Annotated in this window: 28 protein-coding genes; 5 read left to right on the top strand and 23 right to left on the bottom strand. The window is 39.1% G+C overall.

All coding sequences use genetic code 11. From position 1 onward, the window contains the following. Positions 1-128 precede the first annotated feature (128 nt). The 5 genes from B4W83_RS01140 to B4W83_RS01160 all read left to right on the top strand — a co-directional run bounded on the left by B4W83_RS01140 (position 129) and on the right by B4W83_RS01160 (position 6454). Positions 129-1778 (top strand): sensor histidine kinase, encoded by a 1650-nt coding sequence (locus tag B4W83_RS01140; protein ID WP_000019712.1) that lies wholly within the window; start codon positions 129-131, stop codon positions 1776-1778. Beyond that, the gene (locus tag B4W83_RS01145; RefSeq protein WP_000475415.1) at positions 1771-2544 is read left to right on the top strand and encodes a response regulator transcription factor; all 774 of its coding nucleotides are present in this window, start codon (positions 1771-1773) and stop codon (positions 2542-2544) included. The genes B4W83_RS01140 and B4W83_RS01145 overlap by 8 nt, the downstream gene beginning before the upstream one ends. A 111-nt stretch (positions 2545-2655) precedes the next feature. Next, on the top strand, positions 2656-3702 hold the full coding sequence (locus B4W83_RS01150) for an ABC transporter substrate-binding protein (RefSeq protein WP_000731166.1): 1047 nt from the start codon (positions 2656-2658) through the stop codon (positions 3700-3702). Positions 3703-3714: 12 nt separating this feature from the next. Beyond that, entirely contained in the window at positions 3715-4806 is a 1092-nt protein-coding gene (locus B4W83_RS01155; protein ID WP_001290047.1) for an ABC transporter ATP-binding protein, read from the top strand. After that, a complete protein-coding gene (locus B4W83_RS01160) occupies positions 4796-6454 on the top strand; it encodes an ABC transporter permease (protein WP_000440015.1) in 1659 nt (552 codons plus the stop codon). Before B4W83_RS01155 ends, B4W83_RS01160 begins: the two co-directional genes overlap by 11 nt. Positions 6455-6685: 231 nt before the next feature. Here B4W83_RS01160 and B4W83_RS01170 read toward each other — a convergent pair whose 3' ends face one another. The 23 genes from B4W83_RS01170 to rpsQ form a co-directional block, all read right to left on the bottom strand. Next, positions 6686-7378, bottom strand: coding sequence for a histidine phosphatase family protein (locus B4W83_RS01170; RefSeq protein WP_000241534.1), 693 nt, complete (start codon positions 7376-7378; stop codon positions 6686-6688). Positions 7379-7610: 232 nt separating this feature from the next. Continuing rightward, entirely contained in the window at positions 7611-9089 is a 1479-nt protein-coding gene (locus B4W83_RS01175; RefSeq protein WP_000711932.1) for an N-acetylmuramoyl-L-alanine amidase family protein, read from the bottom strand. Positions 9090-9106: 17 nt separating this feature from the next. Beyond that, entirely contained in the window at positions 9107-10444 is a 1338-nt protein-coding gene (locus B4W83_RS01180) for a PFL family protein (RefSeq protein WP_000354887.1), read from the bottom strand. A 9-nt stretch (positions 10445-10453) separates the two neighbouring features. Beyond that, a complete protein-coding gene (locus B4W83_RS01185) occupies positions 10454-10720 on the bottom strand; it encodes an ACT domain-containing protein (protein WP_000644124.1) in 267 nt (88 codons plus the stop codon). Positions 10721-10984: 264 nt separating this feature from the next. Then, a complete protein-coding gene (gene rplQ / locus B4W83_RS01190) occupies positions 10985-11371 on the bottom strand; it encodes a 50S ribosomal protein L17 (RefSeq protein ID WP_000331493.1) in 387 nt (128 codons plus the stop codon). Positions 11372-11382: 11 nt separating this feature from the next. Beyond that, positions 11383-12318: a DNA-directed RNA polymerase subunit alpha gene (locus B4W83_RS01195; protein WP_000568988.1), complete on the bottom strand. Its 936-nt coding sequence runs from the start codon at positions 12316-12318 to the stop codon at positions 11383-11385. A 42-nt stretch (positions 12319-12360) separates the two neighbouring features. After that, positions 12361-12744, bottom strand: coding sequence for a 30S ribosomal protein S11 (rpsK, locus tag B4W83_RS01200; RefSeq protein WP_001118385.1), 384 nt, complete (start codon positions 12742-12744; stop codon positions 12361-12363). Between the two features lie 17 nt (positions 12745-12761). Next, positions 12762-13127 carry a 30S ribosomal protein S13 gene (gene rpsM, locus B4W83_RS01205; protein ID WP_000090781.1) on the bottom strand — a complete coding sequence of 122 codons (366 nt, stop codon included), beginning with the start codon at positions 13125-13127 and terminating at the stop codon, positions 12762-12764. A 17-nt stretch (positions 13128-13144) separates the two neighbouring features. Further along, positions 13145-13261 (bottom strand): 50S ribosomal protein L36, encoded by a 117-nt coding sequence (rpmJ, locus tag B4W83_RS01210; RefSeq protein WP_001808836.1) that lies wholly within the window; start codon positions 13259-13261, stop codon positions 13145-13147. A 24-nt stretch (positions 13262-13285) separates the two neighbouring features. Continuing rightward, the gene (gene infA / locus B4W83_RS01215; RefSeq protein WP_001029883.1) at positions 13286-13504 is read right to left on the bottom strand and encodes a translation initiation factor IF-1; all 219 of its coding nucleotides are present in this window, start codon (positions 13502-13504) and stop codon (positions 13286-13288) included. Positions 13505-13620: 116 nt separating this feature from the next. Continuing rightward, positions 13621-14259 (bottom strand): adenylate kinase, encoded by a 639-nt coding sequence (locus B4W83_RS01220; RefSeq protein WP_001050436.1) that lies wholly within the window; start codon positions 14257-14259, stop codon positions 13621-13623. Between the two features lie 150 nt (positions 14260-14409). Continuing rightward, a complete protein-coding gene (gene secY, locus B4W83_RS01225; protein WP_000465393.1) occupies positions 14410-15720 on the bottom strand; it encodes a preprotein translocase subunit SecY in 1311 nt (436 codons plus the stop codon). 12 nt (positions 15721-15732) lie between these two features. Beyond that, positions 15733-16173: a 50S ribosomal protein L15 gene (gene rplO / locus B4W83_RS01230; RefSeq protein WP_000766086.1), complete on the bottom strand. Its 441-nt coding sequence runs from the start codon at positions 16171-16173 to the stop codon at positions 15733-15735. Between the two features lie 144 nt (positions 16174-16317). Further along, positions 16318-16500, bottom strand: coding sequence for a 50S ribosomal protein L30 (rpmD, locus tag B4W83_RS01235; protein ID WP_000057241.1), 183 nt, complete (start codon positions 16498-16500; stop codon positions 16318-16320). Between the two features lie 13 nt (positions 16501-16513). After that, on the bottom strand, positions 16514-17008 hold the full coding sequence (gene rpsE / locus B4W83_RS01240) for a 30S ribosomal protein S5 (RefSeq protein ID WP_000874202.1): 495 nt from the start codon (positions 17006-17008) through the stop codon (positions 16514-16516). Positions 17009-17025: 17 nt separating this feature from the next. Then, the gene (gene rplR, locus B4W83_RS01245) at positions 17026-17382 is read right to left on the bottom strand and encodes a 50S ribosomal protein L18 (protein WP_000624044.1); all 357 of its coding nucleotides are present in this window, start codon (positions 17380-17382) and stop codon (positions 17026-17028) included. 83 nt (positions 17383-17465) lie between these two features. After that, a complete protein-coding gene (gene rplF, locus B4W83_RS01250; protein ID WP_000086622.1) occupies positions 17466-18002 on the bottom strand; it encodes a 50S ribosomal protein L6 in 537 nt (178 codons plus the stop codon). Between the two features lie 187 nt (positions 18003-18189). Next, positions 18190-18588: a 30S ribosomal protein S8 gene (rpsH, locus tag B4W83_RS01255; RefSeq protein WP_000245503.1), complete on the bottom strand. Its 399-nt coding sequence runs from the start codon at positions 18586-18588 to the stop codon at positions 18190-18192. Between the two features lie 285 nt (positions 18589-18873). Then, a complete protein-coding gene (gene rpsN, locus B4W83_RS01260; protein WP_001085703.1) occupies positions 18874-19143 on the bottom strand; it encodes a 30S ribosomal protein S14 in 270 nt (89 codons plus the stop codon). A gap of 17 nt (positions 19144-19160) precedes the next feature. After that, positions 19161-19703, bottom strand: coding sequence for a 50S ribosomal protein L5 (rplE, locus tag B4W83_RS01265; protein ID WP_000013542.1), 543 nt, complete (start codon positions 19701-19703; stop codon positions 19161-19163). 23 nt (positions 19704-19726) lie between these two features. Then, positions 19727-20032 (bottom strand): 50S ribosomal protein L24, encoded by a 306-nt coding sequence (gene rplX / locus B4W83_RS01270; RefSeq protein WP_000497691.1) that lies wholly within the window; start codon positions 20030-20032, stop codon positions 19727-19729. Between the two features lie 182 nt (positions 20033-20214). Continuing rightward, the gene (rplN, locus tag B4W83_RS01275) at positions 20215-20583 is read right to left on the bottom strand and encodes a 50S ribosomal protein L14 (protein WP_000616545.1); all 369 of its coding nucleotides are present in this window, start codon (positions 20581-20583) and stop codon (positions 20215-20217) included. 25 nt (positions 20584-20608) lie between these two features. Beyond that, positions 20609-20869, bottom strand: a complete 261-nt coding sequence (rpsQ, locus tag B4W83_RS01280) for a 30S ribosomal protein S17 (RefSeq protein WP_000440801.1) — start codon at positions 20867-20869, stop codon at positions 20609-20611. Between the last annotated feature and the right edge of the window lie 10 nt (positions 20870-20879).

Raw genomic sequence — 20879 nt, forward strand, 5'->3', positions numbered from 1 at the left:
GATGTTACTATTATACCATTTTTGAGGGAATTTGGTCTCGTTCTATTCTATACTTTTCTATTTTACCTTGCTCTAAAATTTTTAAACTGCTATACTTATAACAGAAAACCCTTCCAAGGAGGTAGCAGATGTCTCATTCCTTTAAAAAATCGCTCCAAAAAGAAATTCTCCATAGAAGCTCTATCGCAGCCTTTGTGACCTCTCTTTTACTACTCATTTTACTTTTTGGTTTTTCCTATTTTTTACAAAAGCAGCAACTCTCCAAAGATACGAGACAGATTGTCAAACAGGTTCAAGAAATGAAAGAAGCAAATAATGAGCTCCTGACTACTATGAACCATAAAATGATTCCTGAATTTTTGGACGGCAAACACACAGAGAGAGAAGTCTTTAGCTTATTTTACGAGACAAAAGCTAGATTGAAGCTTAGTTCTGACCTCATTATTCTAAACGATACAGGTGAATTACTATTTAGTACCAATCGAAATCATCAAGAAAGTATTTTATCACCCTACTATCTAAAACTGCTCATTCAAAATCCTTCTCAAGAAAAAGTGACAGAAAAAATTGCACTCTCTTCAGATAAGCAACATTACACACTCTTTATCAAACCACTACTTCAAAACCAACGAGTTAAGGCCTATACTATTGCTTTCGTAAATGAGAATGATTTCATCTCAAGCTTCCCAATGATCAATTCCAAATACATCATTACCGATAGCTTTGGAAATATGTTTTCCAACAATACAAATCAGTTTACTCGCTCCACTCTTGAAAAATTGGATGAAAAACTCCTACACTCTCGCACCCACTGGTATGCGAATGAACCGCTTATTGTTCAAAAAGAAAAAGTCGGTGCTATTTTTTCAATCTATACTTTTCAATCCTTCTTTCCCATTCCTAGCTTACTTGGTCTAGCCTCCATTCTCACCTTGTGTATATTCTTCCTCTACTTCTGGCAAGCAAGACGAATTGCTCATAAGATTGCCACACACAATGCTGTTCCTATTGAAAGTTTGGTTTACCAACTTCAAGAAATTCCTAAACAAGCAGAAAAAAGGCTTTCTCTACAAACAGGTGATGAGTTTGAGTTTATGGCAGAAAAAATCAACAATATGTTGTACGAATTAGATCAACTTCATCAAAAAATGTTGACCATAGAAAAAGAAAAATGGATTTTTGAAAGAAAAATGCTGGAAGCTCAGTTCAATCCTCATTTTCTCTACAATACACTTGAGACGATTAAAATCACTTCTTTAATGGATGCCGCCCTCACACAAGACCTAATTCAAAATCTCACGCGCATTCTTCGCTACAGTATCACGGATTTAGAAAAAGAAACAACCATTTGTCAGGATTTAAAGATTATAGAGGATTACCTTATGATTCATAAGATTCGTTTTGAGCACTTTTCTTATGATATTGTCTGTCCAGAAACTGTCGATAATCAGCCTATCCCTAAACTTTTCTTACTTCCTCTAGTAGAAAATGCTATAAAATATGGGATGCAATACCGTATTGATCTTCATATTGATATCCAAATTACCTTGGAAGCAGATTCTCTGACTTTTTTAATCAAGGATAATGCCGGAGGGCTCACAAAACAAGAGCGACTCGCTATTTTAGACTCTTTAGAAAGCCCTCATACCCAGCATGGCATCGTGAACAGCTACAAACGATTGAGCAATTTCTTTTCTGATGTCCAGCTAGATTTAGGAGTCAATCGCCAAGGAGAAACTTGGGTCAAATTTATAACGAAAGGACTAACTCATGTTTAAGCTCATTATCGTAGAAGACGAACACCTCATCCGAAAATGGCTAGAGATTGCCGTAGACTACTCTGCCGTAGGTATCCAAGTCGTAGGAACTGCCAGTCACGGTCAAGAGGGAATGAAACTCATCCAAGAAAAAGAACCTCATATTGTCTTAACAGACATCACCATGCCAATTATGGATGCTTTTATGATGTTCGAAGCCACTCGTACCCTTTCCTATGAAAAAGTTATCTTATCAGGTTATAACGATTTTCAAAATGCCAAAAAAGCCATGCAATACGGAGCAGTTGATTTCTTATCCAAGCCAATTGATACCAAGGAATTGACAGAATGTCTTCAAAACATTGTTTTGCGATTACAAGGTAGTACCTATCAAGAAACTCCTTTTTTAGAAGAATATCAAACTTTACTCACCTCTATCCAACAGGTTGATACACAAAACCAAATCATTCAACAAATTATTTCCTTTGTCCACAAGCATTATGCAGAGCATTTTACGATTGCGACTATTGCTGAAGCTTTAAACTATAGCGAAAGCTATCTATATAAAGTTATCAAAGAAGACTTCCCCATGACTCTAAATGAATATATCTTACAATATCGTCTGAAACAAGCTATAGATAAGATGGCTGAATCTCCCAACTCCCCTCTAAGCGACATCTCTGATCAAGTTGGATTTTCAGACTATAAATATTTTGCCAAAGTATTTAAAAAGTATCTCCATATTTCCCCAAAGGAATTGAAATCACTCGGAAGAATAGTAAAATAAGCTATTCTTCTTTTTGTAGAGAATTTTACTCTAATAGAATAGAATTGTCGGTTTTAAAAACGCTTATATTGTTTTAAAATAAACTTAAATAACACAACGGAGGTATCCATCATGAAAAAGAAATGGATGTATTATGCTGCTTGCGGACTAGCCCTTTTTGGTCTTGCTGCTTGTTCTTCTAATGAATCTGCCGATGGCGGTTCATCTGATAAAGGAGACGGCGGTTCGCTAGTCGTTTATTCACCAAACTCAGAGGGCTTAATCGGAGCAACTATTCCTGCCTTTGAAGAAAAATATGGTATCAAAGTAGAACTGATTCAAGCTGGTACTGGAGAACTTTTCAAAAAACTGGAGTCAGAAAAAGAAGCTCCTGTAGCTGATGTCATCTTTGGTGGTTCTTATACACAATATGCTACCCACGGAGAACTCTTTGAAAACTATACTTCAAAAGAAAATGATAATGTTATCAAAGAATATCAAAACACAACTGGCTACTCTACTCCTTATACACTAGATGGTAGTGTTTTAATCGTCAATCCTGATTTAACGAAAGGCATGAACATCGAAGGATATAGCGACCTTCTCAAACCTGAACTAAAAGGAAAAATTGCAACTGCTGACCCAGCAAACTCTTCTAGCGCCTTTGCTCAATTAACAAATATGCTACAAGCTCAAGGTGGTTACAAAGACGATAAGGCTTGGTCTTATGTAAAAGATCTCTTCACACTTATTGATGGGAAAATCGGTTCAAGCTCATCTGGTGTCTATAAAGCAGTCGCTGACGGAGAAATGGCTGTTGGTCTCTCTTATGAAGATCCAGCAGTTAAACTCTTAAATGACGGAGCTAATATCAAGGTAGTCTATCCAAAAGAAGGAACCGTCTTCCTACCTGCTAGTGCTGCTATCGTTAAAAAAGCGAAAAATATGGAAAATGCCAAGAAATTTATCGATTTTATTATCTCTCAAGAAGTACAAGATACACTTGGTACAACCACTACTAACCGTCCTGTTCGTAAAAATGCCAAAACAAGCGAAAACATGAAACCAATTGACAAAATCAAAACACTCACTGAAGATTATGATTATGTCATCAAAAATAAATCAGATATCGTTAAGAAATACAACGAAGTCTTTACAGATATCCAATCTAAACAGTAAAAGAGGTTCACTATGAGTGAGATCAGAATTATTAACGCCAAAAAAATCTACCACGATGTCCCTGTTATTGAGAATTTGAACATTACAATTCCAAAAGGAAGTCTCTTTACCCTTCTTGGGCCTTCAGGGTGTGGGAAAACGACCCTTCTTCGTATGATTGCAGGTTTCAACAGTATCGAAGGTGGAGAATTTTACTTCGATGATACAAAAATCAATAATATGGAACCCAGCAAACGCAATATCGGGATGGTTTTCCAAAACTACGCTATTTTCCCACATTTGACTGTCCGAGATAATGTCGCTTTTGGTCTCAAGCAAAAGAAGGTTCCAAAAGAAGAATTGATTCAACAGACCAACAAGTATCTTGAACTCATGCAAATTGCTCAATATGCGGATCGGAAGCCCGATAAACTCAGTGGTGGACAACAACAACGTGTCGCCTTGGCACGCGCCTTAGCTGTTAATCCAAGTGTTCTCCTCATGGACGAGCCACTTAGTAACCTAGATGCCAAACTTCGCTTGGATATGCGTCAAGCCATTCGAGAAATCCAACACGAAGTGGGAATTACAACCGTCTATGTAACCCACGACCAAGAAGAAGCCATGGCTATTTCAGATCAAATTGCTGTTATGAAAGACGGAGTCATCCAACAAATCGGTCGGCCAAAAGAACTCTATCATAAACCAGCTAATGAGTTTGTAGCAACCTTTATCGGACGCACAAATATCATCCCTGCCAATCTTGAAAAACGGAGCGACGGCGCTTATATCGTCTTTTCAGATGGCTATGCTCTTCGAATGCCAGCCCTTGATCAGGCTGAAGCACAAGCTATTCATGTAAGTATTCGTCCTGAAGAGTTTATAAAAGATGAATCTGGAGATATTGAAGGCACTATTAGCGATAGCGTCTATCTTGGACTGAATACTGAATACTTCATCGAAACAGGATTTGCCTCAAAAATTCAAGTTAGCGAAGAATCAACTTTTGAAGAAGATCTACAAAAAGGCGATCGTATTCGTCTACGAATCAATACTCAAAAATTAAACGTCTTTTCTGCAGATGGTTCACAAAACCTGATAAAAGGAGTCAACCATGGAACGTAAAAAACTAAATATTTGGACAGCCTCCTCTTTCTTCATCTTTCTTACTTATCTTGTCTTTCTCGTTTATCCTATCGTTACCGTGCTCAAGCAAGCACTCATACATGAAGGACAATTCTCACTAGCTAATTTTGTCACTTTCTTTAGTAAAGCCTACTACTCTGAGACACTCGTCAACAGTTTCAAGGTTTCCATTACCGCTACTGTCACTTCCTTAGTTGTAGGAACCCTATTAGCTTATCTCTTCTCTATGTATGACTTCAAGGGAAAGAAATTTCTACAAATATTGATTATCATTGCTTCCATGTCAGCTCCTTTCGTGGGAGCCTACTCCTGGATTCTCTTGCTGGGACGAAATGGGGTCATTACTAAATTCCTGACAAATACCCTTCATCTTCCAGCTATCGATATTTATGGATTCAAAGGAATTGTACTTGTCTTTACACTGCAACTATTCCCACTGGTATTTCTATACGTTGCTGGGACAATGAAAAGTATTGACAATTCTCTACTTGAAGCTGCTGAAAGCATGGGTTCCTTCGGATTTAAGCGTATCGTAACGGTTGTTTTGCCTCTCCTAGTTCCAACCTTACTAGCTGCTGCCCTACTTGTATTTATGAGAGCATTCTCAGACTTTGGAACGCCTATGTTGATTGGTGAAGGATATCGGACTTTCCCCGTCTTGATTTATACTCAATTTATTAGCGAGGTTGGAGGAAATTCGGCTTTTGCATCTGCTTTAGCAATTATGGCGATTATCATTGCCTTGGCAATCTTCCTTATCCAAAAATACATTTCAAACCGCTACAGTTTCAGTATGAATTCGCTCCATCCAATTGAGCCTAAAAAAACCACAAAAGGAAAAATGGTTGCCATTTATGCAACAGTCTACGGAATTATCTTGTTCTCTGTTCTACCTCAAGTCTACTTGATTTATACTTCTTTCCTAAAAACATCAGGTATGGTATTTGTCAAAGGCTATTCTCTAAACAGTTACAAGGTAGCTTTCAATCGTATGGGATCTGCTATTTTCAATACTATTCGTATCCCTTTGATTGCCTTAGTTCTAGTTGTCCTATTTGCAACATTTATCTCCTACCTAGCCGTTAGAAAACGGAATTTATTTACAAACTTAATTGACAGCCTCAGTATGGTCCCTTATATTGTACCAGGAACCGTTCTAGGGATTGCCTTCATTTCTTCCTTCAATACTGGCCTATTTGGAAGTGGATTTCTTATGATTACAGGAACTGCTTTCATCTTGATTATGTCCCTATCTGTCAGAAGATTACCTTATACTATTCGCTCATCTGTTGCTAGTTTGCAACAAATAGCACCAAGTATTGAAGAAGCCGCGGAAAGCTTAGGAAGTAGTCGTCTCAATACCTTTGCCAAGATTACAACTCCAATGATGCTATCTGGTATTATTTCTGGAGCCATCTTATCTTGGGTCACAATGATTTCAGAACTCTCTACTTCTATCCTCCTCTACAATGTCAAAACAAGAACAATGACTGTAGCCATTTATACAGAGGTTCTCAGAGGGAATTACGGTGTAGCCGCAGCCTTGTCAACTATCTTGACTATTCTAACAGTAGGTTCCTTGCTCTTGTTTATGAAAATCTCTAAAAGCAACAGCATTACACTTTAGTTTCCCCCATCAAAAACAGCCGAAAGGATTACCCTCGGCTGTTTTTTCTTATCTTGATATTCCTATCAAATCCCTAGTTCATAGCAAGCAAGTCTAGACTGATTATACTCAATGAAAATCAAAGAGCAAACTAGGAAACTAGCCGCAGGTTGCTCAAAGCACTGCTNNAGTCAGTAACCATATCTACGACAAGACTACGTTGACGCGGTTTGAAGAGATTTTCGAAGAGTATTAAATAGAGGTCGCTTCCATCTTCTCCCATCCTAGCTCTCGGTAACTACAGTCACCAACAACCTCTACGCTAAACTGGCCGTTCTCATATTCAAGGATCGTCACGCTACCATTATCGAGGCCATGCGGATGCATACCATTGATCAGATAAACAATGGTTCCAATGGTCATTCCATGGCTGACGACAAGGGCGTTGCCCCCGCCTTGTTCTTCCATTTCTTTGGCAATCGCTTCAAAACCTTCCTTGATTCGACCACTGAGTTTTTCCCATCCTTCAGCCCAACCAGCTGTATCAACCTCTACCAAGCCCTCAGCCAGTTCCGCATAAGATAATTGGTGAACGTGGTCCACATTAAAGATACGAGGAATAATGCCCATGAAAAGATCGCCATCGTAGGCTCCATCAAAGCTACCAAAACACCATTCTCTGATACGCTTGTCCATGCGATAAGGGATTTTCCCTTGCAGTCCAAGCTCCTCAAGTATAATTCCCATAGTCTGAATGGTGCGACCAGAATCACTGGAATAAGCGCGCTCAAACTGTAGACCAGATTCTCGCAAACCGATTCCTAATTCTTGAATTCCTAGCTCACCTTCAGCTGTTAAGGGAGTATCACTCCAACCTTGCGCGCGACCAATCGTGTTAAACATGGTCTTGCCATGACGTACCAAATACAATCGTACTTTTACCATTTTCCGTCCTCCGTTTGCTTCTATTATATCATGGATGATAAAACAAAAGCCACCCAGACAGGTGACTTTTGCAGGAGATTATTATGAAAAAGTTTAGGAGTTCTATTAAATAAAGATATTAGATGAAAATCAAATTCAAACTAAATCAGTATTATCTGTTTCAAATAATATTAGGAGGTCTTTATTTAATGATTATAGTATACACAGCTAACCTTAAATAGAGCTTAAAAAATTATACCCATTCACCTTTTTCATTTACTTTATAGCCGTTAATGGTCATATTTTTTGCCAATTTCCCATCAGCTAACAAGTAATACCACTTATCTCCGTCTTTAATCCATTGATTACGAGCGTACTTACCATCTTGGTTCAGATAATACCAACTATCATACTGAGAATCAAATACCCACTCACTCTTAGCCATGTAACCGCCACGTTTTAGGTAGTATTCTCCCTGCCAAGCTTTCTCCACATAACTACCAGTTGAATCTACATAAAACCAGCTCTTATAATCTTCATCATAAATCCATTCACTAGCAGCCATTGAAGCATCTGCTTTTAGATAATAACGGCCTACCCAACGGCTTCTTACAAGATTACCAGAAAGGTCATTGTAGTACCATTTACCAGACTCTTTAAACCACTTACTTGCTTGATGATCTTTCTTAGTCTCTTCATTAGATGTAACCGTAGATTGAGATGAAGTTGAAACTGAGGATGAAGTCCCAATAGAAACTGCTTGAATAGCTTCTTCTTTTGTCACCTTAGGTTTAGCTTTTCCTTGGTAAACATCTTCAATACGCTTAGTAAATACAGATAACTCTTCAGGGGATAGCATATGTCTTATTTCAGGTTCTTCCTTATATATTAGACCTGCTTCTTTATTAATTTTGTATTCCGCTTCTTTAACTATCTGAGCTATTTCTTTGAATAATTTAAGCTTGTCTGCACCTGAAAGACCAGCATCACTTCTTATATCTTCTCTTTGAATAAAAGCTACATCATTCAACTTTTCAATGTTTTTTTGCGTAGGAATTAAACTAGGACTCGATTTATCAACATTTTTATAAAAAGTTGATAAATTTTGAACATAATCTTTTAATGTTAAATTAGTATTATTTTCTGGATCGTAATCACCAAAATAATTACGGTCCCGAGGTATCGACCAGACTGTTAATGGTCCGTAAAAACTTTTTAAATCGCTAATTAGTTTTTCCTTCTCAACAGATGAGTATAAATTACTATCTTTTTCTACTTGCTGAAGTAGTAAGTCAAATTTTTTTATTCTAGCCATATCAAAAACATATCCTAAAAAGTTAGGCTTCTCACTATCCATAATCATAATGACTTTTTCTAAATCTTGCAAATATAGATAGTTCAAATAATAATCTTTTTTTGAAATATTACTCATATTTTTCTCTGTTATCTCATTCATTTTTTCAACTATAGCATTTTTTAGTTTTAAAATATCACTATCTTGAAAACGAAGTATAGTCCAATCTATATTATCAATTTCTTTTAATAACTTACTCTTAATTTCTTCTGAATGGTCTCTAGCAGCTTTTTCAACATCCAAATTTGTCTTATAAAAACTTTCATTTCTGGAATTCGTATCATTTTCCTGCGCAAAAACTACTTGACTGGTAAAAGTTGGGACTAGTAAAGTCGACAGTCCTAAAGCTACTAAAGCATGTTTCATTTCTTTTTTCATCATTTTCTCCTATTTTCTTAATTTTTAAAGCTATGAATTGGTGCTGGGATTTGTCCCCCACGAGAGATGAAATCAACAGACGAAGCCCCATTGATCTTCATAACAGGTGCAGTTCCTAATAGGCCACCAAACTCAATCATGTCGCCTTCTTTTCCTTTTGGAATGATACGAACAGCTGTTGTTTTCATGTTAATGACACCAATTGCCGCTTCATCTGCAATCATGGCCGCAATGGTTTCAGCAGGTGTATCCTCCGGAATGGCAATCATATCCAAACCAACAGAACAGATAGCCGTCATGGCTTCTAGTTTTTCCAGATTAAGAGAGCCATTTTGCACTGCAGCAATCATTCCTTCATCCTCTGAAACAGGGATAAAAGCACCAGACAAACCACCGACTTGGTTACAGGCCATAACTCCGCCCTTCTTAACTTGGTCATTCAAGAGAGCCAAGGCAGCCGTCGTCCCATGCGTACCAACTGTTTCTAGCCCCATTTCTTCAAGGACACGTGCAACAGAATCTCCAACCGCAGGAGTTGGCGCCAAACTCAAGTCCACAATACCAAACTCCACACCCAGTCTCTCACTGGCCATTTGACCAACCAATTGACCGATACGAGTGATTTTAAAGGCAGTTTTCTTGACTGTTTCGGCTACTACATCAAAGCTCTGTCCACGAACTTTTTCCAGAGCACGCTTCACCACACCAGGACCAGAAACTCCGACATTGATGATAACATCTGCTTCCCCAACACCATGGAAGGCACCCGCCATAAATGGATTGTCCTCAACAGCATTAGCGAATACAACCAACTTGGCTGCTCCCATATCAGATAGAGTTGCCGTTTCCTTGATAACTCGTCCCATATCTGCGACAGCCGTCATATTGATACCAGACTTGGTTGAGCCGATATTGACTGACGAGCAGACCTTGTCCGTTTCAGCCAAAGCACGAGGAATAGAATTGATGAGAATCTCATCTCCCTTTTGGTACCCCTTTTGTACCAAGGCAGAGAAACCACCAATAAAGTCCACACCGATTTCTTTCGCAGCCTTATCAAGCGCTTTTGCCAGAACCACGTAGTCCGTCGCATCTGTCGCAGCCCCAATCAAAGAGATAGGAGTCACCGATACACGCTTATTAACGATTGGAATTCCCAACTCAGCTGCAATTTCATCGCCAACAGCCACTAATTTAGCCGCCTTGGTCCTAATCTTTTGATAAATTTTCTCCGCAGCACGATTGATATCCGGATCGATACAGTCCAAAAGAGAAATCCCCATGGTAATAGTTCTGATATCGAAGTTTTGCTCCTCAATCATGGCGATGGTTTCAGTAACTTGTCTAATATCCATGATAACCTCCTAGATATTATACATAGCTTCGAAAATCGCTGCACTCTGAATATTGATTTTCACATTCAAAGTTTGCCCAAAAGCTTCAAATTCATTACGAAGATAGGTGAAATCTTGCTTTTCATCGCTAGAGACGACAGCCATCATCGTGAAATATTCATCCAAGACAGTTTGAGAGATATCATCAATATTCAAACCCAATTCTGCAATTTTACCAGAAACACCTGCAACAATTCCAGATTTATCTTTACCAACAACAGTTATAATCGCTTTCATAAGCAAACTCCAATTCTTCTTAAAATTAGAAACCTGAACATTAAACAGAATTCTTTTCAAATAGTATAGCATAATTCCAACTAAAATACTCAAAAACGCCTGCTTACGAAGTTGTTCTTAAGAAAAAAACAATTTCGTAAACAAGCGTCTACTATCCCAACTTATGATGAGTGTTCCCGCTAGGACCGAAATCCTAGCGGTAGACCAGAGCTAGACTAAGAGTACAAGACTCCATCATCATAACACTCAACAAAATTGATGATTTTATACTAATTCGATGATCGCCATTGGCGCTGCATCACCACGACGGGGTTCAGTTTTAAGGATACGAGTGTATCCACCGTTACGTTCAGCATAACGAGGTGCGATTTCTGAGAACAATTTTTGAAGTGCTGTAGTAGAAGTGTACTTATCAGTTGCTTCATCATAGTTTTCAGATGCGATTTCATTACGTACGAAAGCAGCTGCTTGACGACGTGCATGCAAATCACCACGTTTACCTAGAGTAATCATTTTTTCAACAGTTTTACGGATTTCTTTAGCACGAGCTTCAGTTGTCACGATTGATTCGTTGATCAAAAGGTCAGTTGTCAAATCACGAAGCATTGCTTTACGTTGTGAGCTAGTGCGTCCTAGTTTACGGTAAGCCATGTATTCCTCCTTTATTTATCTTTTAATCCAAGACCCAAATCAATGAGTTTGAGTTTCACTTCTTCCAAACTCTTGCGTCCAAGATTTCGTACTTTCATCATCTCTGCTTCAGATTTTTCTGTCAAATCATGCACAGTATTGATACCGGCACGTTTCAAACAGTTGTATGAACGCACAGACAAATCCAGTTCCTCAATCGTACGATCCAAAATACGATCGTCAGATTCAGTATCAGCTTCTTTCATCACTTCAGTTGACTTAGCAATCTCAGTAAGATTTGTAAACAAATCAAGATGTTCTGTCAAAATACGTGCTGAAAGCCCTAAAGCATCTTCTGGAATAATTGTTCCATTTGTCAAGATTTCAAGGGTTAATTTGTCAAATCCATCATTGCTACCTACACGAGCAGGTTCCACTTGATAGTTGACTTTTGTAACTGGTGTATAAATAGAATCTACAGCAAGTGTTCCAACTGGTGCATTATCCTTTTTATTTTCATCAGCAGGTACATATCCACGACCACTGTTAACAGTCATAGTCGCTTTTAGGGAAGAACCTTCACCGATTGTAAAGAGATAATGATCTGGATTTACAATTTCAATATCGCTATCTGTCAAAATGTCACCAGCTGTTACTTCAGCAGGACCTTCAACATCTAGTTCGATGATTTTTTCGTCTTCAACGTACGATTTCACTGCAATTCCTTTAATGTTCAGAATGATTTGCATCACGTCTTCACGAACACCTGGAACTGTGTCAAACTCATGTAACACACCATCAATATTGATAGATGTCACAGCTGCTCCTGGTAGAGAAGCTAGAAGTACACGACGAAGAGAGTTACCAAGAGTTGTACCGTAGCCACGTTCAAGTGGTTCAATTACAAACTTGCCATAATCTTTATTTTCATCAATTTTTGTTATATTTGGTTTTTCAAACTCGATCATTTAGTTACTCCCTCTTAAACGAAAAGCAGTGTAATGCGATGATTATACACGGCGACGTTTTGGAGGACGAGCACCATTGTGTGGCACTGGAGTCACATCACGAATTGCTGTTACTTCAAGACCAGCGGCAGCAAGCGCACGAATAGCTGACTCACGACCAGAACCTGGACCTTTCACAGTAACTTCAACTGATTTAAGACCGTGTTCTTGTGCAGATTTAGCAGCAGCTTCAGAAGCCATTTGAGCAGCGAATGGTGTAGATTTACGAGAACCTTTGAAACCAAGAGCACCAGCTGATGACCAAGCAATTGCATTACCATGCACATCAGTAATCATAACAATAGTGTTATTAAATGTAGCGTGAATATGAGCAATACCAGATTCGATATTCTTTTTCACACGACGTTTACGTGTTGGTTTAGCCAAGACTTTTACCTCCTATATTATTTTTTCTTACCAGCAATCGCAACAGCTTTACCTTTACGAGTGCGAGCGTTGTTTTTAGTGTTTTGTCCACGGACAGGAAGTCCACGACGGTGACGGATACCACGGTATGAACCGATTTCCATCAAACGTTTGATGTTCAAGTTTACTTCACGACGAAGGTCACCTTCAACTTTGATTGCATCCACTTCACGACGGATAGCATCTTCTTGATCTGATGTAAGATCACGTACACGAACATCTTCTGAGATTCCAGCAGCAGCCAAAATTTTCTTAGATGTTGCAAGTCCGATACCATAAACATAAGTCAATGAGATTACTACACGTTTGTCATTTGGAATGTCAACTCCAGCAATACGAGCCATGTTTTCTCCTTTCTATCTTATCCTTGACGTTGTTTGTGTTTTGGATTTGCTGGGCAAATTACCATAACACGACCATTACGACGAATAACTTTACAGTATTCGCAAATTGGTTTGACCGATGGTCTTACTTTCATTTCTTATCCCTCCAAGTTTTTCGATTATTTAAAGCGGTAAGTGATACGCCCACGTGTCAAGTCATATGGACTCATTTCGACAGTAACACGATCTCCCGCTAAAATACGAATATAGTTTTTACGAATTTTACCAGAAACTGTTGCTAAAATCTGATGTCCATTTTCAAGTTCAACCGTAAACATTGCATTCGGCATTGTATCAACTACTTTGCCTTCAACTTCAATCACATCGTCTTTTGCCACGCAAAAGCACCTCCATAAATTTCGATTCGATGCCTCTAGACACAGAGACAACAATTATAAGTCAGACTATCTCAGTATAACATTTGTAGCGGATTTTTGCAAGTGTGAAAAGCGCTTTATTTCAAATTTGTCAATACTTTTTCGATATCTGAGAAGACATCATTGATATCTTGATTACCTTCGATGTCATGAACCAAACCTTTGGCACGGTAGTGAGCAATGATTGGTTCTCCTTGAGCAATATTAACGTCCAATCGACGTTTTACTGTCTCAGGTTTATCATCTTCACGTTGGTAGTAATCTTCTTCTTTATAGTCAACTGGTGGGTTAAAGACCTTGTGGAAAGTTTCTCCAGTTACGCGGTGGATGATACGGCCACTCAAACGTTCCAAGAGGCTATCTGGATTCACTTCTATGTTGATGACGCCTTCTAGTTCAATGCCAAGTTCAGCCAATGTTTTGTCCAAGGCATGAGCTTGTTCGATTGTACGTGGGTAACCATCCAACAAGAATCCTGTTTCTTTAATATCATCTTGTGAAAGACGTTCTTTTACGATTCCATTTGTAACTTCATCAGGAACTAATTCACCCTTGTCAATATATGACTTAGCAAGAACACCCATTTCAGTTTGATTTGCCATTGCAGCGCGGAACATATCACCTGTTGAGATATGTGCAACATGGAATTGTTCTACGATTTTTGCTGCTTGAGTTCCCTTACCTGCACCAGGTAAGCCCATAATCAAAAGATTCATGATTTGATCTCCTTATTTTATTTTTAAATAGAAGCAAAAAGTCTTTTCACCCCTATTTAAAAACAAAATAGAAGAGGGGAGATCCAACTCTTACAAATGTCAGAGTTTAAACCTCCACTCCCTCAGCATTTACTGATTCAGTAAATACTTTTATTCTGTTCTGTCCATGAAACCAACATACTTACGTTTCAATAGGTAACCCTCCAATTGCTTGATTCCTTCGATACCTGTAGAGATAATGATCAAGAGACTTGTTCCACCAAAGGCAACAACATCAGAAAGACCAAATACATCTTTAGCTGCAATCGGTAAAATGGAAATCACACCAAGGAAGAGGGAACCAACCGTTGCAAGACGACGAAGAAGTTTAGACATATATTCTTCTGTACCTTTACCAGGACGAACTCCATGGATATAGGCACCGCTCTTTTGTAGGTTCTCTGCCGCTTTTTCAGGATTAATCTGTACAAACGTATAGAAGAATGTAAAGAGAATAATCAACAAAGCATACATGGCAATACCAGTTGGAGAAGTGGTTGCCAACATCTCTTGTGCTACCCTTACCCAAGCCCAATCATGACCTGTGGCGCTCAAAAACTGAAGAATCGCCGCAGGCGCTGCAGTAATGGAGCTGGCAAAGATAACAGGGATAACTCCAGCAGGGTTTACCTTCAATGGAAGGTAAGAGCTAGATGGAGCACCTTGTGCAACCTTAGTATATTGGATTGGAATTTTGTATTCTGCTTGTTGAACATAAGTTGTAAAGTAAATGATCAACAATACAGTAATAATCAAAATGATTACGAAAATGATAGATGAAGTGATCCGGCTACTTGGGACGTTCACAAAGTAGTCCACATAGATGCCCTGAATCATCTCTGGAATTGAGGCAACAATCCCGGCAAAGATAATCATAGAAACACCATTTCCGTATCCCTTATCTGTAATTTGCTCTCCCAACCAAGTGACAATCATACTACCAGCTGTTAAGATGATACCAATCGTCAGAAAAACTTGGGGAGTTAAAGCAGTTTTAATCAATTGAGCTCCAGCCAAGGTATTAAAACCAGCTGTAATCCCGATAGATTGCACAAAGGCTAGACCAAGGGCAATATAACGAGTAGCTTGGTTCAATTTTCTTCGACCTACTTCCCCTTGTTTTCCCCACTCTACAAATTTCGGTAAAATATCCATTTGTAAGAGTTGGACAACGATAGAAGCAGTAATATAGGGACTAACTCCTAGGGCAAAAATCGAAAAGTTTTTTAGGGCATTCCCCGACACCAAGCTCAACATGTTTAAGAAGGATAATCCACTTAAAGCATTCAAGCTATTGGCATTCACACCAGGAACTGTAATGCTAGTTCCGATACGAAAGACCAAAACGATAAAAATTGTAAATAAAATTTTTGATCGAACCTGCTTGACTTTAAGAGCTTCTCTTAATAATTTAAAAAACATAGGTCACCTCTCTTAGATGACTTCTACTGAACCACCTTTAGCAGTGATAGCTTCTTCAGCTGATTTAGAGAATTTAGCTGCTTTCACAGTCAATTTCTTAATCAACTCACCGTTACCAAGAATTTTAATACCTGACTTTTCAGCTTTAACAATTCCTGCTTCGATAAGAACAACTGGAGTTACTTCAGCACCATCTTCAAAGACGTTCAATTGGTCAAGGTTCACAATTGCGTATTCTTTAGCGTTGATGTTAGTGAATCCACGTTTTGGAAGACGACGGAACAATGGAGTTTGTCCACCTTCAAAACCAAGGCGAACTCCGCCACCGCTACGAGCTTTTTGACCTTTTTGACCACGACCAGATGTTTTACCGTTACCTGATGAAGTACCACGACCAACGCGGTTACGTACTTTACGAGAACCTTCTGCAGGTTTCAATTCATGAAGTTTCATTTTTATTTTCTCCTCTTTTGTAAAATGCTAGCGCCGATAAGGGAGAAAAGGTTGTCTCCCCCATCAACTCGCCTATACGACGTCATCATAGATGACTATATCTAGTTTTAGGGGATGGTATAGTGCACATCCCCTAAAAATTCATTAGTTTACTTCTTCAACTGTTACCAAGTGAGATACTGCAGTGATCATACCACGGATAGCAGCGTTATCTTCTTTAATAACAGAGCTGTTCAATTTGCCAAGTCCAAGTGCTACAACAGTTTTACGTTGTGATGGAATGCGTCCGATTGGAGACTTAGTCAAAGTAATTTTAATTTGAGCCATTTTATCCCCTTTCTTATGCCAAATCAGAAACTGAAATACCACGAAGGGCAGCAACTTCTTCAGCGCGTTTCAATTGTTTCAAACCTTCAACAGTTGCACGAACAATGTTGATTGGAGTGTTAGAACCAAGTGATTTAGATGTAATATCTGCCACACCTGCCAATTCCACAACGGCACGAACTGCACCACCAGCGGCAACTCCAGAACCTTCTACAGCAGGTTTCAACAATACTTTAGCTCCACCGAATTCTGAAAGAACTTCGTGTGGGATTGTTGTTCCAACCATAGGAACTTCGATCAAGTTTTTCTTAGCATCATCTACTGCTTTACGGATTGCTTCTGGAACTTCTTGAGCTTTACCAGTACCAAATCCTACGCGACCGTTGTGGTCACCAACAACAACAAGAGCTGCGAAACGAAGACGACGTCCACCTTTAACAACTTTTGTAACACGATTGACAGCAACTACGCGTTCTTCTAATTCAACTGCATTGTCTTTAAATGCCATTTTCTAGTGTCCTCCTATTAGAATTTCAATCCGTTTTCACGAGCTGCATCAGCCAAAGCTTTCACACGTCCGTGATATAGATATCCACCGCGGTCGAACACCACTTCTGAAATACCTTTAGCGTTTGCACGTTCTGCAACGAGTTTACCGACAGCAACAGCTTGTTCAGTTTTAGTTCCTTTTGAAACTTCTTTATCAAGAGTTGAAGCACTTGCGAGCGTTACACCCGCTACGTCATCAATCACTTGAGCGTAGATGCCTGTATTAGAACGGAATACGTTCAAACGTGGGCGATCAGCAGTTCCAGAGAGTTTTCCGCGAACACGACGGTGGCGTTTTTGGCGGAGTTTGTTTTTATCTGGTTTTGAAATCACAGTTTTCACCTCTTTAGTTTTAAATCGTGTGCTATGCACAAAGTTGGAAAATAGGTTGGTGGTTGAGAATCAACCACTCAACATTATTTACCTGTTTTACCTTCTTTACGGCGAACGAATTCACCAACGTAACGGATACCTTTACCTTTATATGGTTCTGGTGAACGAAGGCTACGTACGTAAGCAGCTGTTTGACCAACTACTTCTTTTGAAATTCCGCTAACAACGATTGTTGTTGGGTTTGGAAGTTCAAAAGTAATTCCTTCTGGAGCTTCAACTTCGTCTGGATGAGATTTACCAACAGCCAAAACAAGTTTAGATCCTTGAAGTTGTGCACGGTAACCAACCCCGCGCATTTCAAGTTCTTTCTTGAATCCTTCTGATACACCAACAACCATGTTGTTCAAAAGGGCACGAGTAGTTCCGTGGATAGTTTTCATTTCTTTTGAATCGTTTGGACGGTGAAGAGTTACTTCAGTACCTTCCACACGGATTTCAATATCTTTTGAGAACTCACGAGTAAGTTCTCCTTTAGGTCCTTTTACAGTTACAAGGTTGTCATTGTTAGTGATTTCAACACCAGCAGGCAACACGATAACTTTATTACCAATACGTGACATGTTTATTTTCTCCTGTTAAATTGTCAGGCCAGAACGGCCAGTTTTCACGGGGCTAAATCGATTTCTCGATTTAAAGGAACATTTAGGTTTCAATTTCAAAGTGAATCTAGGCATCGTCTCGCAGGCATAACTTTGTGTTAGGCAAGAGACGATAACGAAGAGTCACAAAGAAATTGGGAACTAAATATTACCAAACGTAAGCGATAACCTCACCACCAACATTCTTTTGGCGTGCTTCTTTATCAGTAAGCAAACCTTCAGAAGTTGAAAGGATAGCAATTCCAAGTCCGTTAAGAACTTTTGGAAGGTCTTCACGTTTTTTGTAGACACGAAGTCCTGGTTTAGAAATACGTTTCAAGTTAGTGATAACTTTTTCACCGTTTGGTCCGTATTTAAGAAATACACGGATGATGCCTTGTTTGTCATCTTCGATGATTTCAACGTTTTTTACAAAACCTTCGCGTTTAAGGATTTCAGCAATCCCTTTTTTGATGTTTGATGCAGGTACTTCAAGTACTTCGTGTTTAGCTTGGTTAGCGTTACGAATACGAGTTAGGAAGTCTGCGATTGGGTCAGTCATAACCATTTTGTTTTTCTCCTCTTACTAGTAGTTTGCAAGTTGCACTTGCTAGTTAATACATGATACAAAGAGCGTAACAGCAAGAGCAAAAATAGGCAATTTGATGCAGGAGCGATGCTCCAAAGAAAATTGGTCTTTTTTTGCCAAAGCTGTAGCTCGTGTTCAAATTGGCTAGCCCAACTGAACCCGGGCTAAACTCTGTGTGAAAAAGATAAACTTTCCTAGAAACCTCAGTTTCTTCGTCAAGTTTCCTATTTTCACTTAGAGTTTTGACGCCCTTGATATCTTAAATTACCAAGATGCTTTTGTTACACCAGGAATTTGACCTTTATGCGCAAGTTCGCGAAAAGCGATACGACTCAGACCAAATTTGCGGTAAACTGAATGTGGGCGCCCCGTAACTCTACAACGATTATGTAAACGAGTCGGTGAGGCGTTGCGAGGTAATTTAGATAAACCTTCATAGTCCCCTGCTGCCTTTAATGCAGCACGTTTTTCAGCATAACGGTCAACAATTTTTTGGCGTTTAGCCTCTCTAGCTACCATTGATTTTTTAGCCATTAGATTTACCTCCTATATTATTTTGCAAAAGGCATTCCAAGGCCTGTAAGCAATGCACGTGACTCTTCGTCAGTGTTAGCAGTTGTTACGATAACAATGTCAAGACCACGAGTTTTGTCAACGTCATCGAAGTTGATTTCTGGGAAAATCAATTGTTCTTTCACACCAAGTGTATAGTTTCCGCGTCCATCAAATGATTTTGTTGGAACACCGTGGAAGTCACGTACACGTGGAAGTGAAACTGAAACCAATTTATCCAAGAATTCGTACATCCGTTCACCACGAAGGGTAACTTTTGCACCGATCGCAACACCTTCACGAAGACGGAAGCCGGCGATTGATTTTTTAGCTTTAGTGATAAGTGGTTTTTGACCTGAGATAAGTGCCAATTCTTCAGCAGCTTTTTCAAGGCTTTTAGCGTTTGATACAGCTTCACCAACACCCATGTTCAAAACGATCTTATCTACTTTAGGCACAGCCATCACTGATGAGTAGTTGAATTGTTCTGTCAAAGCAGGAACTACTTCATTAAGATATTTTTCTTTTAAACGATTTGCCATTATACTTCTCCTTTCCTTCGTGATTAATCAAGCACTTCGCCTGATTTTTTGTTGTAGCGAACTTTTTTACCGTCTACAAATTTGTAACCAACACGACCAGCTACACCATTTTTGTCCAAAACTTGAACGTTTGATACATGGATAGCTGCTTCTTTCTCGATGATACCACCTTGAGGAAGCTCGTTAGTTGGACGTTGGTGTTTCTTAACGATGTTAACACCTTCAACGATAACTTTGTTTACTTTTGGAAGGGCAGTAAGGACAACAGCTTCTGTTCCCTTATCTTTACCAGCGATTACGCGAACTTTGTCGCCTTTTTTTACAAACATTAGGTTTCTCCTTGATTTTTCTTACGCCCATAAGGGCACCCTAGCTTGAAGCTAGGGGACTAGTTTGTTTGTTTTTGCTCTTCGAAAATCAAAGCAATCCTTCGTCAGTTTCAACTCACCTAACTTAAGTTATGCTTTCGTTTTACTTCCTAGACTTGTTTTAATTTTCTTTGAGCAACCAATTAAAGTACTTCTGGAGCAAGTGACACGATCTTCATGAAGCCACCTTCACGCAATTCACGTGCAACTGGGCCAAAGATACGTGTTCCGCGAGGAGTTTTGTCTTCACGGATGATAACTGCTGCGTTTTCGTCAAATTTGATGTATGAACCATCAGCACGACGAGCACCTGATTTAGTACGAACGATAACTGCTTTAACAACGTCACCTTTTTTAACCGCACCACCAGGAGTAGCTTGTTTTACAGATGCCACGATAACATCACCGATGTTTGCAAATTTACGTCCTGAACCACCAAGAACTTTGATAGTCAAGATTTCGCGAGCACCGCTGTTGTCTGCGACTTTCAAACGAGTTTCTGTTTGAATCATTTCAGTTTTCTCCTTTCAGGTTTGATTAGATGATGACCGCTTCTTCAACAACTTCTACAAGACGGAAACGTTTTGTAGCTGAAAGCGGACGAGTTTCCATGATACGTACGATATCGCCTTCTTTGGCAACATTGTTTTCATCATGAGCTTTGTATTTTTTAGAGTAGTTAATACGTTTACCATAGACTGGGTGGTTACGTTTTGTTTCAACTACAACTGTGATTGTCTTGTCCATTTTGTCAGATACAACACGTCCAACAAGAACTTTACGATTATTGCGTTCCATTGAAATTTCT

Source organism: Streptococcus pseudopneumoniae ATCC BAA-960 = CCUG 49455 (assembly GCF_002087075.1).
GTDB classification, from domain to species: Bacteria; Bacillota; Bacilli; order Lactobacillales; family Streptococcaceae; genus Streptococcus; species Streptococcus pseudopneumoniae.

Bases quoted from the DNA above. Each gene is read 5' to 3' on its own strand.
- B4W83_RS01140 (WP_000019712.1), top strand. From the start codon at position 129: ATGTCTCATTCCTTTAAAAAATCGCTCCAAAAAGAAATTCTCCATAGA.
- B4W83_RS01145 (WP_000475415.1), top strand. From the start codon at position 1,771: ATGTTTAAGCTCATTATCGTAGAAGACGAACACCTCATCCGAAAATGG.
- B4W83_RS01150 (WP_000731166.1), top strand. From the start codon at position 2,656: ATGAAAAAGAAATGGATGTATTATGCTGCTTGCGGACTAGCCCTTTTT.
- B4W83_RS01155 (WP_001290047.1), top strand. From the start codon at position 3,715: ATGAGTGAGATCAGAATTATTAACGCCAAAAAAATCTACCACGATGTC.
- B4W83_RS01160 (WP_000440015.1), top strand. From the start codon at position 4,796: ATGGAACGTAAAAAACTAAATATTTGGACAGCCTCCTCTTTCTTCATC.
- B4W83_RS01170 (WP_000241534.1), bottom strand. From the start codon at position 7,378: ATGGTAAAAGTACGATTGTATTTGGTACGTCATGGCAAGACCATGTTT.
- B4W83_RS01175 (WP_000711932.1), bottom strand. From the start codon at position 9,089: ATGAAAAAAGAAATGAAACATGCTTTAGTAGCTTTAGGACTGTCGACT.
- B4W83_RS01180 (WP_000354887.1), bottom strand. From the start codon at position 10,444: ATGGATATTAGACAAGTTACTGAAACCATCGCCATGATTGAGGAGCAA.
- B4W83_RS01185 (WP_000644124.1), bottom strand. From the start codon at position 10,720: ATGAAAGCGATTATAACTGTTGTTGGTAAAGATAAATCTGGAATTGTT.
- rplQ (WP_000331493.1), bottom strand. From the start codon at position 11,371: ATGGCTTACCGTAAACTAGGACGCACTAGCTCACAACGTAAAGCAATG.
- B4W83_RS01195 (WP_000568988.1), bottom strand. From the start codon at position 12,318: ATGATCGAGTTTGAAAAACCAAATATAACAAAAATTGATGAAAATAAA.
- rpsM (WP_000090781.1), bottom strand. From the start codon at position 13,127: ATGGCTCGTATTGCTGGAGTTGACATTCCAAATGACAAACGTGTAGTA.
- rpmJ (WP_001808836.1), bottom strand. From the start codon at position 13,261: ATGAAAGTAAGACCATCGGTCAAACCAATTTGCGAATACTGTAAAGTT.
- B4W83_RS01220 (WP_001050436.1), bottom strand. From the start codon at position 14,259: ATGAATCTTTTGATTATGGGCTTACCTGGTGCAGGTAAGGGAACTCAA.
- secY (WP_000465393.1), bottom strand. From the start codon at position 15,720: ATGTTTTTTAAATTATTAAGAGAAGCTCTTAAAGTCAAGCAGGTTCGA.
- rplO (WP_000766086.1), bottom strand. From the start codon at position 16,173: ATGAAACTTCATGAATTGAAACCTGCAGAAGGTTCTCGTAAAGTACGT.
- rpmD (WP_000057241.1), bottom strand. From the start codon at position 16,500: ATGGCTCAAATTAAAATTACTTTGACTAAGTCTCCAATCGGACGCATT.
- rpsE (WP_000874202.1), bottom strand. From the start codon at position 17,008: ATGGCATTTAAAGACAATGCAGTTGAATTAGAAGAACGCGTAGTTGCT.
- rplF (WP_000086622.1), bottom strand. From the start codon at position 18,002: ATGTCACGTATTGGTAATAAAGTTATCGTGTTGCCTGCTGGTGTTGAA.
- rpsH (WP_000245503.1), bottom strand. From the start codon at position 18,588: ATGGTTATGACTGACCCAATCGCAGACTTCCTAACTCGTATTCGTAAC.
- rpsN (WP_001085703.1), bottom strand. From the start codon at position 19,143: ATGGCTAAAAAATCAATGGTAGCTAGAGAGGCTAAACGCCAAAAAATT.
- rplE (WP_000013542.1), bottom strand. From the start codon at position 19,703: ATGGCAAATCGTTTAAAAGAAAAATATCTTAATGAAGTAGTTCCTGCT.
- rplX (WP_000497691.1), bottom strand. From the start codon at position 20,032: ATGTTTGTAAAAAAAGGCGACAAAGTTCGCGTAATCGCTGGTAAAGAT.
- rplN (WP_000616545.1), bottom strand. From the start codon at position 20,583: ATGATTCAAACAGAAACTCGTTTGAAAGTCGCAGACAACAGCGGTGCT.
- rpsQ (WP_000440801.1), bottom strand. From the start codon at position 20,869: ATGGAACGCAATAATCGTAAAGTTCTTGTTGGACGTGTTGTATCTGAC.